The following is a 15,277-nucleotide window of genomic DNA, read 5'->3' on the forward strand; positions in this document are numbered from 1 at the left end:
CTGTGACACACTTCGTCCACGGTCGAGGTCGGGCGTAATAGATAACGGGCCCATAAAGTCACTCGATCGGGCGAAGGATTAGGTCCGAAAGAGACCGGAAGGGGGCGCAATTGATGCTCGTGGCGAGACCACTTGAGCGCGGCGCCCCGGCAAGAGACGAGGAAGAGCTGGGGATTGGAGGGGTGGGGCGACCCCTGCCGCCGCCCCACCACCCGTCCCCCTAAGGCCCCCGAGAGAGGTCCCTGCAACCGATCTCTCGGGTTCCCCTGCACCCGAAAGTGAGGGAGACGTCTGATGAACCGCACGAGTGCGGCCCGTATTACCGGTGCCGTGTTGCTCGCCACCGGAGTCGTGACTGCTCTCAGCGTACCGGCGTTTGGCGCCCCTGCCGCACCAGTCGCCCCAACCGGTTCCGACACGGAGAGCTACCCGGCCGAATTGCTCCAAGCGGCCCAGCGTGATTTGGGCCTGAACGCAGACCAGCTGCGCGTCCGTCTGGCTTCCGACCAGAAGTCGAGCGACATCGCGGAGCAGGCGAAGGCGTCTCTGGGTGACGCGTTCGGCGGATCCTGGATCGACCAGGCGAGCGGCAGACTGACCGTCGCGGTGACCAAGCCGGGACTGTCCGTGAACGGCGCCGAGACCAAGGTCGTCAAGAACTCGCTCAGTCAGCTCAACGGCACCAGGTCGGTGCTCGACCTCATGAGCGCTCCCGCCGGCATCACCAGCTGGCGCGTCGACGAGCAGTCCAACGCCGTCGTCGTCGAGGTGAACAAGAACGCTCGCGACGCGGCTGCCGACCAGTGGATCGCCACGGCCAAGGGCATCAGCGGCGCCGTCCAGGTCGCCGAGGTGGCCGAAGCGCCGACCACGCTGTACGACCTGCGCGGTGGTGACGCGGTCTACATGGGCGGCGGGCGTTGCTCGCTCGGCTTCTCCGTCACCGGTGGTTTCGTGCTCGCCGGCCACTGCGGCCGCACCGGCACCGCGATCTCCGGCTACAACCGCGTCGCGGCCGGCACGTTCGCCGGTTCGACGTTCCCGGGCAACGACTACGCCTGGGTGCGCACCAACGCGAACTGGACGCCGCGTCCGTGGGTCAACCGCTACGGCGGCGCGAACGTGATCGTCAAGGGCTCCACGGTGGCCGCGATCGGCGCGCAGATCTGCCGTTCCGGTTCGACGACCGGGTGGCGTTGCGGCACGGTCCAGGCCTACAACCAGACCGTGAACTACGCGCAGGGTTCCGTGCGCGGCCTCACCCGCACCAACGCGTGCGCCGAGCCCGGCGACTCCGGTGGTTCGTGGGTGGCGGGCTCGGGCTTCGGCCAGGCCCAGGGCGTGACGTCCGGCGGTTCGGGCAACTGCTCGTCCGGCGGCACCACGTACTTCCAGCCGGTGAACCCGATCCTGTCGCGCTACGGCCTGACCCTCACGCGGGGCTAGGACTCGACTGAAAGCGCCGCGGCACCCCAACGGTGTCGCGGCGCTTTCGCGTTTCTCAGACCAGCACGATCTTGCCGTGGGCGTGCCCGGTCTCGCTCAGCCTGTGCGCGGCCGAGCCTTCGGAAAGCGGGAAGACCCCGGCGAGCGGAACGGTGAACGCGCCGCGCTCGGCGAGGTCCGCGGCAATGGCGAGACCGTGCAGCGCCTGGGGATCGGCGCCGGGACCGCCCGCCGTGTGGGACAACCGGATGCCGTGGTCGCCGGACAGGTCCGCGATCGTCACGACGCGGTCCGGTGAGCCCGCGATCGCCACCAGGTCGGGCACCGGACCCGCGCAGTGCAGCACCGCGTCCACCTCGCCGACGCGATCGGCCAGGCCCTCGCCGTAGACGACCGGGATCGCGCCCAGGCTCGCGACGAACTCCTGCGTCGCCGGTCCGGCGGTGCCGATCACCTTCGCGCCCCGCGCTGCTGCCAGCTGGATCGCGACCGTTCCCACGCCGCCCGCCGCTCCCGCGATGAGCAACGTCGTCCCGTCGCCCACCCGGAGCAGGTCGAGCGTCCTCGTCGCGGTCTCCACGTTGCCGGCCGCGCCGCCCGCCTGTTCCCAGCTCAGCGCCGCGGGCTTGAGCGTCCAGGCCGCCAGCACGGCGAACTCGGCGTTGGCGCCGCCGAGCCGGGCCAGGTCGACCATCCCGAACACCTCGTCGCCCACGCGGACGTCGGTCACGCCCTCGCCGACCTCGTCGACGACACCGGCCGCGTCGATGCCGGGCACGTGCGGCAACGGCATCCGCTCGCCGAACCTTCCGGAGCGCAGGTAGGTGTCTCCCGGCGTGACCCCGGAGGCACGGACGGCGATCCGGATCTGACCGGGGCCCGCGTGCGGTTCGGCGACTTCAGCGACGTGCAGCAGGTCAGCGGGGCCGTACTGGGTGAACTGGAGTGCTCGCATGGCGGCGAAATTAGTGGAACAGGGCGTCCACTTAGCCGAAACTGAGACGGTGACGGCGAATCTGACTCACAACCTGCGTTCGGACGCCCAGGACAACCGCGACCGGATCATGGCGGTCGCGCGCGAGGCGTTCGCCGCGGAGGGCCTGGACGTGCCGATGCGCGAGATCGCCCGCCGTGCCGGGGTCGGCCCGGCGACCCTCTACCGCCGCTTCCCCACGAAGGAGGCACTGGTGGTGGAGGCCTTCTCCGAGCAGATGGCGGCCTGCACCCGCGCGGTCGAGGAGGGGCTCGCGCACCCCGATCCCTGGGAGGGGTTCCGCCGGACCGTGGAGGAGGTGTGCCGGCTGCACGTGCTCGACCGCGGGTTCTCGGCGGCGTTCACGCACGCCTATCCCAAGGCGATCGACTTCGCCGCGCTGCGCGAGACGGCGTTCCTGGCGCTCGGCGAGCTCATCCGCCGGGCCAAGGCGACCGGCTCGTTGCGTGTCGATTTCTCGGTCGACGACGTGGTGCTGCTGCTGATGGCGAGCGGGGGCGTCCGCAACGGGACGCCCGCCGTCGCGCGGCGGCTGGCCGCGTTGTTCCTGGAAGGCGTGGCTAGCTGAACTGCACCGAACGCTTCGAGAGGCCGTACCAGAAGCCCTCGACGGTTGAGTTCGCTTTTTCGTCGCTCGCCGCGCCCAGTGCGACGAACAGCGGGGCGAAGTGCTCGGTGCGCGGGTGCGCGATGCCGGCCGCGGGCGCTTTCTGCTGGAAGTCCAGGAGGGCGTCCACGTCGCCGTTCGCCAGCTGCTGGTGCGCCCAGTCGTCGAACTCCTTCGACCACGACGGCGGCTCGTAGTCCGGGCCCTGGTCGAAGTGCACGCAGCTCAGGTTGTGGGTCATGAACCCGCTGCCGACGATCAGCACGTTCTGGTCCCGCAGCGGCGCGAGCTGCTTGCCGATCTGGTGCAGCTTGCGCGGGTCGAGCGTGGGCAGCGACATCTGCAGCACCGGCACGTCCGCGTCCGGGAACATCTCCTTCAGCGGCACGTAGGCGCCGTGGTCGAGTCCGCGTTCGGCGTCCTGCTCGACGTGTCCGCCGAGGAGCTTGCGGACGTCGTCGGCGAGCTCGGGCGCACCCGGTGCCTCGTACGTGACCTCGTAGTACCGCTGCGGGAAGCCCCAGAAGTCGTAGACGAGCGGCACGGTGGTGGTCGCGCCGATCGTCGTCGGAGCCTCTTCCCAGTGCGCGGAGACCATGAGCACGGCCTCCGGGCGCGGGAGGGTGGCGGACCAGGCCTTGAGCTCTCCGGTCCACGTCTCGTCGTCAGCCAGCGGGGGTGCCCCGTGGCTCAGGTACAGCACAGGTGCGCTCACGTCATCGAGCGTACGCCTGATTGTTCAAATTTCAACGACTAAGTTCAACTTTGAACGACTCGGCGGCCGCCTTGGGATCTTCGGCCTCGGTGATGGCCCGGACGACGACGACTCGGGTGGCTCCGGCTGCCTTCACCTCGTGGAGGTTCTGCAGGTCGATGCCGCCGATCGCGAACCACGGCCGTCGCATGCCCTTGGTGGCTCGCACGAGGTCCAGGCCAGGCGCCGGACGTCCCGGCTTCGTCGGCGTCGGCCAGCACGGGCCGGTGCAGAAGTAGTCCGTGCCGTGCTCCGTCGCAGCCGCCTGCATCTGCTCCACGTCGTGCGTGGACCGGCCGATCACCGGGTGGTCGCCGATGATGTGGCGCGCGGCCGAGACGGGCAGGTCGTCCTGGCCGAGGTGGAGCACGTCCGCCCTGAGCGCGTACGCGATGTCCGCGCGGTCGTTGACGGCGAGCAGCTTCCCGTGGGCGTCGGAGGCTTCCGCGAGGATTTCCAGGGCTTGGATCTCCTGCTTCGCCTCGAGCGACTTGTCCCGCAGCTGGATGATGTCGACTCCGCCGGCGAGCGCGGCATCGGCGAACTCGGCCAGGTCGGGCCGGTTCGGCGTGCAGAGGTAGAGCGTCGCGTCGGCGAGTCGTTGCCTGATCAGGTTTCCGTCGAGTCCTGGCACGCTCGCACGGTAACCGTTATGTTGGTGTCGGTCCGCACGGGAGCCTGGAGAACACCGGGCTGAGAGGGAGCGTGGTTCGCTCCGACCGTCGAACCTGATCCGGGTCATGCCGGCGCAGGGAGCGTGAATGCCTTGAGCAGTGTGGAAGTAGCCGTCCGGGGTGGCGGTGTCATCGGCCTGTCCGTCGCGTTGTTCGCGGCACGGGCCGGCTACTCGGTTTCCGTCTTCGATCTGGGTTCGCCGCACGCCGGATCACGGGTCGCGGGCGGGATGCTCGCACCTCTGACGGAGGCGTGGCCTGGCGAGGAAGCCGTGGTGGCGCAGGGTGTCGAGGCCCTCACGATGTGGCCGAACTTCGCCGAGTCGATCGGTGTGCCGTTGTTCACGGCGGGGACTCTCGCTGTCGGCACGCAGTCCGGTGACCTGGCCGATCTGCGGCACGCGGGGGAGTTGCTGACCTCGCGGGAGATCCGCGCCCTCGAACCTTCTTTGGGCCCAGCGGTTCGCGGCGGTGTGTACGCGTCGGGTGATCTCGCCGTCGACAACCGTGAGTTGCTTTCCGCACTGTGGAAGGCATGTGTCGACGCCGGGGTGAAGTCCGATGTGGAGGGACGCGTCGAGGTCATCGCGGCCGGGGCGTGGAGCGGTGAGCTGCACCCGGCGTTGAAGGACGTGATCCGGCCGGTCAAAGGCGAGATCCTGCGGCTCACGCATCGCGCGGGCGCCTTGCCGCCGCCGCGTCACACGATTCGCGCGCTGGTGTCCGGCCGGCCGGTGTACCTGGTGCCGCGCGACGACGGACTGGTCGTGGGCGCCACCCAGTACGAGGCAGGGTTCGACACGGACGTGTCCGTCGCGGGTGTGCGGGACCTGTTGCGGGACGCGGAAACCGTGCTGCCGGGCATCGCCGAGTACGCGCTCACCGAGGCCGCCGTCGGGTTCCGCGCGGGCAGCCCGGACAACGTGCCGATCGTCCGCTGGCTCGAACCCGGCGTGATCGCCGCGACCGGCCACCACCGCAACGGTCTGCTGCTGGCCCCGCACACGGCATTCCAGGTGGTCGGGCTGCTCGAAGGAGGAAGTTCGTGAAAGCACAGGTGAACGGGACTTCCCGGGACCTCGCCGAGGGCACGTCCGTCGCCGCCGTGGTGACGCTGGTGGGCGCGCCTACTTCCGGTGTGGCGGTGGCGCTGGACGGCGCCGTGGTGCCGAGGGCGTTGTGGGACAAGACGATCGTGCCGGACGGCGGCGTGGTCGAGGTGCTGACCGCGGTCCAGGGAGGCTGACGTGGACGATCCGCTGATCATCGCGGGCCGGGAGTTCCGGTCCAGGCTCATCACCGGCACCGGCGGTGCCGCGAACCTCTCGGTGCTGGAACGGGCTCTCGTGGCGTCCGGGACCGAGCTGACGACCGTGGCGATGCGCCGGGTCGACGCGGCCGGTCAGACCGGCGTGCTGGAGTTGTTGCGGCGCCTTGGAATCGAGGTCCTGCCGAACACGGCGGGCTGCCGCACGTCGGCGGAAGCGGTGCTGACCGCTCAGCTCGCGCGCGAGGCGTTGGAAACCAACTGGGTGAAGCTCGAAGTGGTTTACGACGAGCAGACCCTGTTGCCCGACCCGGTCGAGCTGCTCGACGCCGCGGAACGGTTGGTGCGGGACGGTTTCGTGGTACTGCCGTACACGAATGACGACCCGGTGCTGGCGTTGAAGCTGCAGGACATCGGCTGCGCCACGGTGATGCCGCTCGGTTCGCCCATCGGAACGGGACTCGGCATCCGCAACCCGCACAACATCGAGCTGATCACCTCGCGTGCCACGGTTCCGGTGGTGCTCGACGCGGGCATCGGCACGGCGTCCGACGCGGCCCTGGCGATGGAACTCGGCTGCTCAGCGGTGCTTTTGGCGACAGCGGTCACACGAGCCCAGGACCCGGAACGCATGGGCGCCGCCATGCGTTGTGCGGTCGAGGGCGGACGGCTCGCGCGACTGGCGGGCCGAATTCCGCAGCGCTTTTGGGCCCAAGCGTCTTCGCCGGGACTCTGAGGTCGCTACCGTGGGTACTCACGTGTTGGGGGATGATTGAGAACTACTTAATCCCGCCGAGGAGGACGACAAGCCGTGACGGCCCCCATTGACGCCGAGGTCGAGGACGCGACCGCGCGTCTGTACCTGGCGATCGGCCGGCTGGCCCGGTTGCTGCGACGCACCGGTTCCCCCGGACTCGGCCCCGGCGCGGTCTCCGCGCTCGCCACTCTCGCCCGCTGCGGTCCCATGCGCCTCGGCGACCTGGCGACGAAGGAAGGCGTGGCGCCGCCGACGTTGTCCCGCATCGTCGCCGCGCTGGTCGAGGCCGGGTACGTGAAGCGCGAGCCGGACCCGCAGGACGGCCGCGCCTGGCTCGCCACCCCCACACCCGAGGGCGAGACGATGGTCTCCGGAGTGCGGTCCGCGCGGGTGCGCGAGCTGCAGCGCCGGATCGAACAGCTGACGCCCGAACACGTCTCCGCTCTGGTGAACGCGTTGGACGCGCTGGAAACCCTCGTCGGCGAAGAGCCGAAGTAGTCGTCGTGCCCGATCCCGCCGACCTCGACGAGATGCTCGCTGATCTCAGGCAGCGCGGTCTGTCGAAGATCGCGAGCATCAACGCGTTGCGCGAGGCGGGATTCGGTCTCGGCGAGGCCAAGCGGATCGTGCACGAGAGCCCGGTGTGGGCTGACCGCCGCGCGGGCGACGACGCGAGTCAGGAGTGGTTCCTCCGCAGCATGTTCGTCCTCGCCGTCCTGGGAGAAGCCGACGTCGTGGGCGGGGACGGTGTGGAGATGGCCGAGTGCCACGACCGCCGGCAGTGCGGACGCTCCCACCTGCTGGCTGCGGCGATCGGTCTGCCGGGTGAGGCGTTGCACCAGTTCCGCGAGTTGATGGACGAGGGTCTGCTCGGCCGGGCGTTCACGGAACTGGTGGCGGCGGCGCGGAACCACGACGCGCGCGGCTCGTGCTGGCAGGGTTTGGCCGCGGCCGCCGGCCAGTTGCTCCTCTTCGAGGATCTCCCCGAGGACGAACCCGCGGACCGCCAGGACTGGGTGTGGGCGGCCTGGGAGGTCCGCAGGCGCACCCGTCCCGTCTAGCGGTCGAAGACGCGAAGCAGCGCCTGGTTGAAGGCGTCGAACTCCGCGACCAGCACCTCGCGGGTCTGCGCCAGCACGCCGGCGGCCATCGGGCCGGTGAAGGTCTCCACGTTCACCAGCCTCGTGCCGCCGTCGACCTCTGTCAGCTCCCAGCGGTGGCGTCCGAAGAACGTCTTCGGGTCGCCGCCCTGGGAAGCCAGCGCATAAGGCTCCATCGACGTGATCTCGCCGTCGAAGTCGCGTTCGAAAGGCGTGCCCTTGGCCGCCTTCACCTTGGTGTGCACGCCGTCCACCTGCGTGTACTCCATCACCGGATTCCACTTCGCGTAGCCCGCGAAGTCCACCAGCACCTGCCACACGTCGTCGATCGGCGCGGGGATGACCAGCTCTGTCCTGACCTCATTTTCCTGCATGGTTGTTCAGCATAATGGCGCCCGCTAGTGTTTATCCATCGTCGGGATCAAGGGGCAGGTGCAGCAGCGCGGCGTCGAGCGACGTCGCGAGATCGTCGACGCCGCGATCGAGCTGTTCGGTGTCAACGGGTTCGCGGGCACGGGGGTCGCGGCCATCGCGAAGAAGGCCGGCGTCACGCCGTCCGCGGTGATCCATCACTTCGGGTCCAAGGAGAACCTGCTCAAGGCGGTCCTGGACGAGTTCGACGCACGGGCGGCTGCGCGTGTGTCGTCGAAGGATCTCGTCACGGCGTTGCTCGAAGACGCCGAATACACCATGGCGCACAAGGGATTGGCGACGCTGCACACAGTGCTGCAGGCCGAGCACCTGGCGCGGGACGACGAGATCACGCGGCGGTTCCGCGAGCGAAACCGGTTGCTGCGAGGGCACTTCGCCGGAGTGCTCGGGGAGGCAGCGGCCGTCGAGCTGATCGCCTTCCTGGAAGGCGCGCTGACGGTCTGGCTGCTCGACCCCGAGACCACCGATCTGAGGGCGATGTACGCCCGTTACCTGTCGAGCCTCCAGAGCGGGGACACCGGTCCGACGCCGCCGCCCAGCGGGTAGGACGCGGCCACCGACTTCACGATGAAGTCCTTGCCGAACCGCACGGCTTCCGGCACCGTCGCACCCTTCGCCAGTGCCGAGCTGATCGACGACGCAAGGGTGTCACCGCTGCCGTGCGTGTGTTTGGTGTCGTAACGCGGGCCGGGCAGCTCGATGAACTCACGGCCGTTGTAGAGCAGGTCGAGGCACTCCGGGTCGTCCCACATGTGGCCGCCCTTCACGAGCACCCACTCCGGGCCCAGGGCGTGCAACGCTTCCGCCGCCACGCGCTGGTCGGCGCGGTCCTTCACGGTGATCCCGGTGATCAGCCGCACCTCGTCGAGGTTCGGCGTCACCAGGGTCGCGCGCGGAAACAGCAGACCGCGCAACGCGTCCAGCGCGTTGTCCGCGAGCAGCTGGTTGCCGTGCATGGACGCCGAGACGGGGTCGACCACGAACGGTGTCCAGCCCTCGCGGCCGATGCCGACGCGGTCCAGCGCAGGCGTGATGGCCTCGATGATCGCGGCGGAGGCGAGCATGCCGGTCTTCGCGGCCTGCACGCCGATGTCCTCGGCGACCGAGATGATCTGCGCCGCCACGACGTCGGCCGGAATTTCGGAGACACCCGTGACGCCCAGCGAGTTCTGGACCGTCACGGCGGTCAGTGCGACGCAGCCGTGCACTCCGCACGCGAAGAGCGTGCGGAGGTCGGCCTGGATCCCCGCACCACCGCCGGAATCGCTTCCGGCGATGGTGAGGACTCTCGGGGGTGTTGCTGTCACGTCGTTTCCACCACTGGCAGGTAGACCTTGTTGCCGGTGTCGGCGAACTCGTCGGACTTCTCCGCCATGCCCGCCTCGATCGCCTCCACTGTGGACAGTCCGCGTTCCTCGGCGTAGCGCCGCACGTCCTGCGTGATCTTCATGGAGCAGAACTTCGGCCCGCACATCGAGCAGAAGTGCGCCGTCTTCGCCGGTTCCGCGGGGAGCGTCTCGTCGTGGAACGAGCGCGCGGTGTCCGGGTCGAGCGACAGGTTGAACTGGTCCTCCCAGCGGAACTCGAAGCGCGCCTTGGACAACGCGTCGTCCCAGTCCTGGACGCCGGGGTGGCCCTTGGCGAGGTCCGCCGAGTGCGCCGCGATCTTGTACGTGATCACGCCGGTCTTCACGTCGTCGCGGTTCGGCAGACCGAGGTGCTCCTTCGGCGTGACGTAGCAGAGCATCGCGGTGCCGAGCCAGCCGATCTGCGCCGCACCGATCGCGGACGTGATGTGGTCGTACGCCGGCGCGATGTCCGTGGCCAGCGGGCCGAGGGTGTAGAACGGCGCCTCGCCGCACCACTCCTCCTCAAGCCGCACGTTCTCGGCGATCTTGTGCATCGGCACGTGGCCGGGGCCCTCGATCATCACCTGGACGTCCTTGGCGCGCGCGATGTGCGTGAGCTCGCCCAAGGTCTTCAGCTCCGCGAACTGCGCCTCGTCGTTGGCGTCCGCGATGGAACCGGGCCGCAGCCCGTCGCCCAGCGAGAACGTCACGTCGTAGGTCCGCAGGATGTCGCAGAGCTCCTCGAAGTGCGTGTAGAGGAAGCTCTCCTTGTGGTGCGCGAGGCACCACGCGGCCATGATCGACCCGCCGCGCGAGACGATGCCCGTGACGCGCTTGGCCGTCAGCGGCACGTACCGCAGCAGCACGCCCGCGTGCACGGTCATGTAGTCGACGCCCTGCTCGCACTGCTCGATCACGGTGTCGCGGTAGACCTCCCACGACAGCGCCGCCGGGTCGCCGTTGACCTTCTCCAGCGCCTGGTAGATCGGCACGGTGCCGATGGGCACGGGCGAGTTGCGCAGGATCCACTCGCGCGTCTCGTGAATCCGCTTGCCGGTGGAGAGATCCATGATCGTGTCGGCACCCCAGCGGGACGCCCACACCATCTTCTCGACCTCGTCCTCGATCGACGACGACACCGCGGAGTTGCCGATGTTGGCGTTGATCTTCACGAGGAACTTCTTGCCGATGATCATCGGCTCGGCCTCGGGGTGCTTGCGGTTCAACGGAATCACCGCACGCCCGATGGCCACCTCGTTGCGCACGAACTCCGCGTCGAGGTTCTCGCGCACCGCGATGTAGCGCATCTCCGGGGTGATGATCCCGGCCTTCGCGTACGCGAGCTGGCTGACAGCTCCGTTGATCGGTTCCCGTGCTGCGATCCACCCCGACCTCAGGTCGGGCAGTCCACTGTGGACGTCGATGGTCGCGTTGTCGTCGGTATACGGACCGGAAGTGTCGTACAGATCGACATGTTCGCCGTTGGTCAGTTCCACCCTGCGGAAAGGCACACCATCGCGGTACACCTTGCGGGAGCCCGAGATCGGGCCGGTGGTCACACTGGGCTTGACCGAACGGTCGTCAAGTGCCGTCACGACATTCCTCCCTACGCCGGCATTACCCGGTCAGGTTCAGGCGGTCGGTGACACCGGCACTACAGCCAGTCACCCTCTCAGCCCGCTCAGGCGCGAGCTCCCGCGTTTTCTTGAGTTGTCGAGACCCGACCATAGTCAGCGCGCGCCGTAGCTGCCAAGCGCTCGCTTTGGCCCTAACCTTCTCTCTCGTGGCGGATCATCAGCCGTTCCCGCCCGGCGCGCGTCGCGGTCAACGTCCCGCCGTGGTCTCCGCATGCCCTTCCTGCGGAGAACTCGCTGGTCGCGGCTATCCCGACTGCGGATTCTGCGCCGAGCTCCTCGACCAGTTCTGGCTCGCGGACTGGGAGGCGTTGCGAACATCGTCCCAGCTGGCGGACAGGGAACTGGCCGAGCTGGTGGTCTCCTCCGAGGTCGGCCAGTACCCGTGGACGTGCGTCGACTGGGCGATGACGCTGCTCGCGTGCTCCCGCTGCGGTGCCGAACTGGGCACCGGGCCGGTCGAGTGCGTGCGGTGCGCCGTCACGGAGGAGCGCCGGTGGAACTGGGACCACTCGGCGCATCCGTACACGATGAGCGCGAACGAGCACCTTTTACGAGTCGCCCGTGCAGCCCTGCGCGCACCTCACCGGCGTAGGCCCGCGGTGGTGCAGGCCTGGCAGCTGGTGCTGCCGTTCCTCATCGCCGGTGAGGTGATCGAGTTCGGCCGTCTGGACCGAATCCGCGCGCACGTGCTGGCCGGGGGCTATCAGTCGATGGCCGCCTGCCACACCCTCGGTGAGCTGGCCGGGTTGCCCGAGCTGTTCTGGCGCCGGGGCAACCCGATCTCAACGCGGGTCGAGTACCAGCCGGACTCCGAGCGCCAGCAGCACGCCGCCCGACAGCTTCTCGAGAGCCGGACGGACCCGCGGGCGGCTCAGCCAGCCGCGGATGGTGTGCAGGATCGACACGATGATCAGGTACCAGACGGTGTCGATCAGGACCCACCCGATGGCGAGGAAGAGCAGAACCCCCTTGCCGGCCTCCCCGGCAGGCACGAACTGCGGTAGGAACGAGATCGCGAACACGCCCAGCTTCGGGTTGGCGAGGTTCACCACCAGCCCGCTGCGGAACGCGTGGCTGGCGGGCGGAGGTTCCGCGTTGGGCACGCTCTTGCTGATCAGGGCCTTGACGCCCAGGTAGATCAGGAAGACCGCGCCCGCGATGCGAAGTCCGTGGTAGGCGATCTCCGACGCCGTGAGCAGGACGGACAGGCCGAAAGCCGCGGCGATCGCCCAGCACGCGACGCCGACCTCCATGCCGAACACCGTCGCCAGCGCGGCTTTTCGCCCGTGCACCGACTGTCGCAGGACCATGGCCGTGCCAGGTCCGGGCGACAGTGCGATGAGGAACGAGGCCGCGACGAAGGCGACGATGTTTTCGATTGGCATGCCTCGATGGTCGCTGACGCGGGCAACTTGTTTCTTGACCTGGAGCGCGCTCCAGGATGTTCGGTGGACCCATGACAGAGCTCGGGAAGATGGGTTTCGGCACGTGGGCGATGGGCGGCCCGTTCTCGGGCCCGGACGGGTCACCGGTCGGCTGGGGTCCTGCCGACGACGCCGAGTCGCTGAAGGCCTTGCAGCGGGCGTTCGAGCTGGGCGTGACGCTGTTCGACACCGCGGACGTGTACGGGTGCGGACACGCGGAAACGCTCGTGGGGCAAGCGTTTGCGGGCAGGCGTGACCAGGTGACGATCGCGACGAAGTGGGGTTGCGGGTTCGACGCTTCGAGCCGCCGCATGACGGGCAACGAAGGATCGGTCTCTTATCTGCGCCGCGCCGTCGAGGGGTCGTTGCGGCGACTGGGGACCGACCGGATCGACCTGTACCAGCTGCACATCGGGGATCTGCCGCTGGAGGAGGCCGCGTTGCTGCGGGACGCCTGCGAGGAGTTGGTGCGCGAGGGCAAGATCCTCGGCTACGGGTGGAGCACCGACGACGTCGAGCGGGCGCGGTTCTTCGCGGCCGGTGAGCACGGGATCGCCGCGCAGGCCGACATCAACCTGCTGTTCGACAACCCCGAGATGTACGCGGGGGAGTACGCGGTGCTGTGCCGCCGTCCGCTCGCGATGGGGTTGCTGGCGCGGGAGACGTTCGACGTGCTGCCCGCCGACGACGTGCGCGTCACGAACCCGTCCTGGCTGCGGTTCTTCGTCGACGGGAAGCCCTCGCCGGAGTACTTCGCGGCGCGGGAAGCGGTGCGCGACGTGCTGACCTCGGGCGGGCGGACGTTGGTGCAGGGTGCGCTGGCGTGGTTCTGGGCGCGTTCTCCCCGCCTGATCCCGATCCCGGGCGTGCGGACGGTGGCTCAGGTCGAGGAGAACGCCGCGGCGCTGTCGTTCGGTGCTCTCACGGCATCCGAACTGGCCCAGGTGGAGTCCGTGCTCCGGCCTTAGTCCTCGTCTTCGTCGTCGAAGTTCGCGGGGTCGGCCGGGTCCCACGACAGGCCCGGCACACCCCACTCGTTGTCGCGCAGCATCCGCTTCGACTCCTTCTTGTACCGGCCGACGAGCCGGTCGATGTAGAGGAAGCCGTTGAGGTGGTCGGTCTCGTGCTGCAGGCAACGCGCGAAGAACCCGGTGCCCTCGACCTCGAACGGCTGCCCGTCGAGGTCCTGTCCGGTGACCTTCGCCCATTGGGCGCGTCCGGTCGGGTACGCCTCACCAGGGACTGAGAGGCAGCCCTCGAAGTCGTCGTCCGGATCGGGCATGGTCTCCGGAATCTCGGTGGTCTCGAGCACGGGGTTGCAGATCACCCCGCGGTGCTGCACCCCGTCGTCATCCGGGCAGTCGTACACGAAAACCCGCAGGTCCACACCGATCTGGTTGGCCGCGAGCCCGACTCCGCGAGCGGCTGCCATCGTCTCGAACATGTCGTCGACGAGCGTCTTCAGCTCGGTGTCGAACTCGGTGACCTCACGCGTGGGGTTGTGAAGCACGGGGTCACCAGCGATGCGGATGCGATGCACGGCCATGGTCAGACCTTAAGCGGTCCAAAACTGTCGGTGTCGCGCGGTAGGTTGGAACGATCACGTGATTGAATTGCCCGCACCTGAGATGGTGTGGCGACCGTGGGGAGCCAGATGGATCACGCCGAGGCGCTTACCTCCGCTGACGGGCTGACCAGCCGCGAACGCACGATGCTGGCGTTCGAGAAGCAGTGGTGGAAGTACTCGGGATCCAAGGAACAGGCCATCAGGGAACTGTTCGACATGTCGGCGACACGGTACTACCAGCTGCTCAACGCGTTGGTTGAGAAGGAAGCGGCGTTCGCGGCCGATCCGATGCTGGTCAAGCGGTTGCGCGGGGTGCGGACAGGTCGACAGAGGGTTCGCGCACGCGCCAGGAGCACCGAGGACTGATGACCTCCCCCGAGTCCGCTAGCCCGTCCCGCCCGGCCAAGGCCGCCGGCTTCGCCCTGCTCGGGGTGGCCGCGGTGGCTTTGATCATCGGCGTCGTCTCGTTGTTCGGTGGAGGTGACGAGTCGCCCACCGCCGGCGGCACGACGACCACCCCGCCGCCGCAGACCACCACCTCCGAGTCGCCTTCCGCGCCCGCGTCCACGCCGTCGGCACCGGCCGCGACCACGACCACTCCACCGGCCGCCACGACCACCACCCCTCCGCCACCCGTGACTCAGCCCGGGTCCGCGAAGGTGCCGGTCCGGGTCTACAACAACTCGACGATCACCGGGTTGGCCGGCCGGGCCGCCGACGAGGTCCGGGCCAACGGGTGGGCCGTCGAGGGCACCGGCAACTACTCGCAGGGCACGATCGCCACCACGACCGTGTACTTCCGGCCGGGGACCGACGAAGAGGCTTCCGCTCGGGAGCTGGGTGCGGTGCTGCGAGCTCGGGTCGAGCCTCGGTTCGACGGCATCCAGTCTTCTGCGCCGGGGATCATCCTGATCGTCACCAACGACTTTCAGGGTGCTTCTAAGAACAAGTAGGGCGCCTTCGGCGCCTCGCGTCGGTTGCCGTTGCCGTCTCCCTGGTTCGTTGGCGGCTGCCTGTTTCGTGTTCGTAGGTGGTCCTGTTGCTTGGGTCTCTGGCGGTTGCGTTCTGGGAGCTCTGCCCCAGACCCCGCCAATCTGATCAAAGACCCACCAGCGCTGCGGGCGGGTTGATGGCACGCCTGTTGCTTACAGCGGCTGCCTGTTGCGTAGGTGCTTGCGTTGGTGGGGTGGGTCCCGTCACGAGTCGCGTCCGAGCGAGCCACACCCGAGGAGGGGTGTCAACTCGACGAAAAGCGTGTCGAGTTGACAC

General features: G+C 68.7%; 19 protein-coding genes and 2 riboswitches. Of the genes, 11 read left to right on the forward strand and 8 right to left on the reverse strand.

Annotated features, from left to right (window positions below):
- Positions 1-294 precede the first annotated feature (294 nt).
- Positions 295-1,446, forward strand: coding sequence for a S1 family peptidase (locus AB0M24_RS44675; RefSeq protein WP_363780723.1), 1,152 nt, complete (start codon positions 295-297; stop codon positions 1,444-1,446).
- Between the two features lie 55 nt (positions 1,447-1,501).
- Here the strand turns inward: AB0M24_RS44675 and AB0M24_RS44680 are convergent, their stop codons facing one another.
- Positions 1,502-2,401, reverse strand: coding sequence for an NADP-dependent oxidoreductase (locus AB0M24_RS44680; RefSeq protein ID WP_363780725.1), 900 nt, complete (start codon positions 2,399-2,401; stop codon positions 1,502-1,504).
- Between the two features lie 49 nt (positions 2,402-2,450).
- Here AB0M24_RS44680 and AB0M24_RS44685 point away from each other — a divergent pair, with 49 nt between their 5' ends.
- On the forward strand, positions 2,451-3,008 hold the full coding sequence (locus AB0M24_RS44685; RefSeq protein ID WP_363780727.1) for a helix-turn-helix domain-containing protein: 558 nt from the start codon (positions 2,451-2,453) through the stop codon (positions 3,006-3,008).
- Here AB0M24_RS44685 and AB0M24_RS44690 read toward each other — a convergent pair.
- Both AB0M24_RS44690 and thiE read right to left on the reverse strand, forming a co-directional pair.
- On the reverse strand, positions 3,001-3,762 hold the full coding sequence (locus AB0M24_RS44690; protein WP_363780729.1) for a class III extradiol ring-cleavage dioxygenase: 762 nt from the start codon (positions 3,760-3,762) through the stop codon (positions 3,001-3,003). The two genes, AB0M24_RS44685 and AB0M24_RS44690, sit on opposite strands and share 8 nt — an antisense overlap.
- 31 nt (positions 3,763-3,793) lie before the next feature.
- Entirely contained in the window at positions 3,794-4,435 is a 642-nt protein-coding gene (thiE, locus tag AB0M24_RS44695; protein WP_363780731.1) for a thiamine phosphate synthase, read from the reverse strand.
- A 26-nt stretch (positions 4,436-4,461) separates the two neighbouring features.
- Positions 4,462-4,573: riboswitch (TPP riboswitch) on the forward strand.
- A 3-nt stretch (positions 4,574-4,576) separates the two neighbouring features.
- On the opposite strand from thiE, the gene AB0M24_RS44700 reads away from it, so the two are divergent.
- From AB0M24_RS44700 to AB0M24_RS44720, 5 genes are all read left to right on the forward strand, one after another.
- Complete coding sequence (locus tag AB0M24_RS44700; RefSeq protein ID WP_363780759.1) at positions 4,577-5,524, forward strand: FAD-dependent oxidoreductase; 948 nt, start codon at positions 4,577-4,579, stop codon at positions 5,522-5,524.
- Complete coding sequence (thiS, locus tag AB0M24_RS44705) at positions 5,521-5,721, forward strand: sulfur carrier protein ThiS (protein ID WP_363780733.1); 201 nt, start codon at positions 5,521-5,523, stop codon at positions 5,719-5,721. Before AB0M24_RS44700 ends, thiS begins: the two co-directional genes overlap by 4 nt.
- Before the next feature lies 1 nt (position 5,722).
- Positions 5,723-6,478 carry a thiazole synthase gene (locus AB0M24_RS44710; RefSeq protein ID WP_355569359.1) on the forward strand — a complete coding sequence of 252 codons (756 nt, stop codon included), beginning with the start codon at positions 5,723-5,725 and terminating at the stop codon, positions 6,476-6,478.
- Between the two features lie 75 nt (positions 6,479-6,553).
- Positions 6,554-6,997, forward strand: coding sequence for a MarR family transcriptional regulator (locus tag AB0M24_RS44715; RefSeq protein ID WP_231114466.1), 444 nt, complete (start codon positions 6,554-6,556; stop codon positions 6,995-6,997).
- Positions 6,998-7,002: 5 nt separating this feature from the next.
- Positions 7,003-7,560, forward strand: a complete 558-nt coding sequence (locus AB0M24_RS44720; protein WP_363780737.1) for a hypothetical protein — start codon at positions 7,003-7,005, stop codon at positions 7,558-7,560.
- Here AB0M24_RS44720 and AB0M24_RS44725 read toward each other — a convergent pair.
- Complete coding sequence (locus AB0M24_RS44725) at positions 7,557-7,973, reverse strand: SRPBCC domain-containing protein (RefSeq protein ID WP_363780739.1); 417 nt, start codon at positions 7,971-7,973, stop codon at positions 7,557-7,559. The genes AB0M24_RS44720 and AB0M24_RS44725 overlap by 4 nt on opposite strands.
- Positions 7,974-8,031: 58 nt before the next feature.
- On the opposite strand from AB0M24_RS44725, the gene AB0M24_RS44730 reads away from it, so the two are divergent.
- Complete coding sequence (locus AB0M24_RS44730; RefSeq protein WP_363780741.1) at positions 8,032-8,577, forward strand: helix-turn-helix domain-containing protein; 546 nt, start codon at positions 8,032-8,034, stop codon at positions 8,575-8,577.
- Here the strand turns inward: AB0M24_RS44730 and thiD are convergent.
- From thiD to AB0M24_RS44745, 3 genes are all read right to left on the reverse strand, one after another.
- Entirely contained in the window at positions 8,520-9,338 is an 819-nt protein-coding gene (gene thiD, locus AB0M24_RS44735; protein WP_363780743.1) for a bifunctional hydroxymethylpyrimidine kinase/phosphomethylpyrimidine kinase, read from the reverse strand. The genes AB0M24_RS44730 and thiD overlap by 58 nt on opposite strands.
- Positions 9,335-10,975, reverse strand: a complete 1,641-nt coding sequence (gene thiC, locus AB0M24_RS44740) for a phosphomethylpyrimidine synthase ThiC (protein WP_363780745.1) — start codon at positions 10,973-10,975, stop codon at positions 9,335-9,337. Before thiC ends, thiD begins: the two co-directional genes overlap by 4 nt.
- Positions 10,967-11,089: riboswitch (TPP riboswitch) on the reverse strand. It overlaps the preceding gene by 9 nt.
- 710 nt (positions 11,090-11,799) lie before the next feature.
- Positions 11,800-12,402 carry a LysE family translocator gene (locus tag AB0M24_RS44745; RefSeq protein WP_363780747.1) on the reverse strand — a complete coding sequence of 201 codons (603 nt, stop codon included), beginning with the start codon at positions 12,400-12,402 and terminating at the stop codon, positions 11,800-11,802.
- Positions 12,403-12,473: 71 nt separating this feature from the next.
- On the opposite strand from AB0M24_RS44745, the gene AB0M24_RS44750 reads away from it, so the two are divergent.
- On the forward strand, positions 12,474-13,409 hold the full coding sequence (locus AB0M24_RS44750) for an aldo/keto reductase (protein ID WP_363780749.1): 936 nt from the start codon (positions 12,474-12,476) through the stop codon (positions 13,407-13,409).
- On the opposite strand, the gene AB0M24_RS44755 is transcribed toward AB0M24_RS44750, so the two are convergent.
- Entirely contained in the window at positions 13,406-13,987 is a 582-nt protein-coding gene (locus AB0M24_RS44755) for a peptide deformylase (RefSeq protein WP_363780751.1), read from the reverse strand. The two genes, AB0M24_RS44750 and AB0M24_RS44755, sit on opposite strands and share 4 nt — an antisense overlap.
- A gap of 108 nt (positions 13,988-14,095) precedes the next feature.
- On the opposite strand from AB0M24_RS44755, the gene AB0M24_RS44760 reads away from it, so the two are divergent.
- Positions 14,096-14,374: a DUF3263 domain-containing protein gene (locus tag AB0M24_RS44760; RefSeq protein WP_045311520.1), complete on the forward strand. Its 279-nt coding sequence runs from the start codon at positions 14,096-14,098 to the stop codon at positions 14,372-14,374.
- Positions 14,374-14,961, forward strand: a complete 588-nt coding sequence (locus AB0M24_RS44765) for a LytR C-terminal domain-containing protein (protein ID WP_363780753.1) — start codon at positions 14,374-14,376, stop codon at positions 14,959-14,961. Before AB0M24_RS44760 ends, AB0M24_RS44765 begins: the two co-directional genes overlap by 1 nt.
- The last annotated feature ends 316 nt before the right edge of the window (positions 14,962-15,277 follow it).

Source organism: Lentzea sp. NPDC051838 (assembly GCF_040681245.1).
Taxonomy (GTDB): domain Bacteria; phylum Actinomycetota; class Actinomycetes; order Mycobacteriales; family Pseudonocardiaceae; genus Lentzea.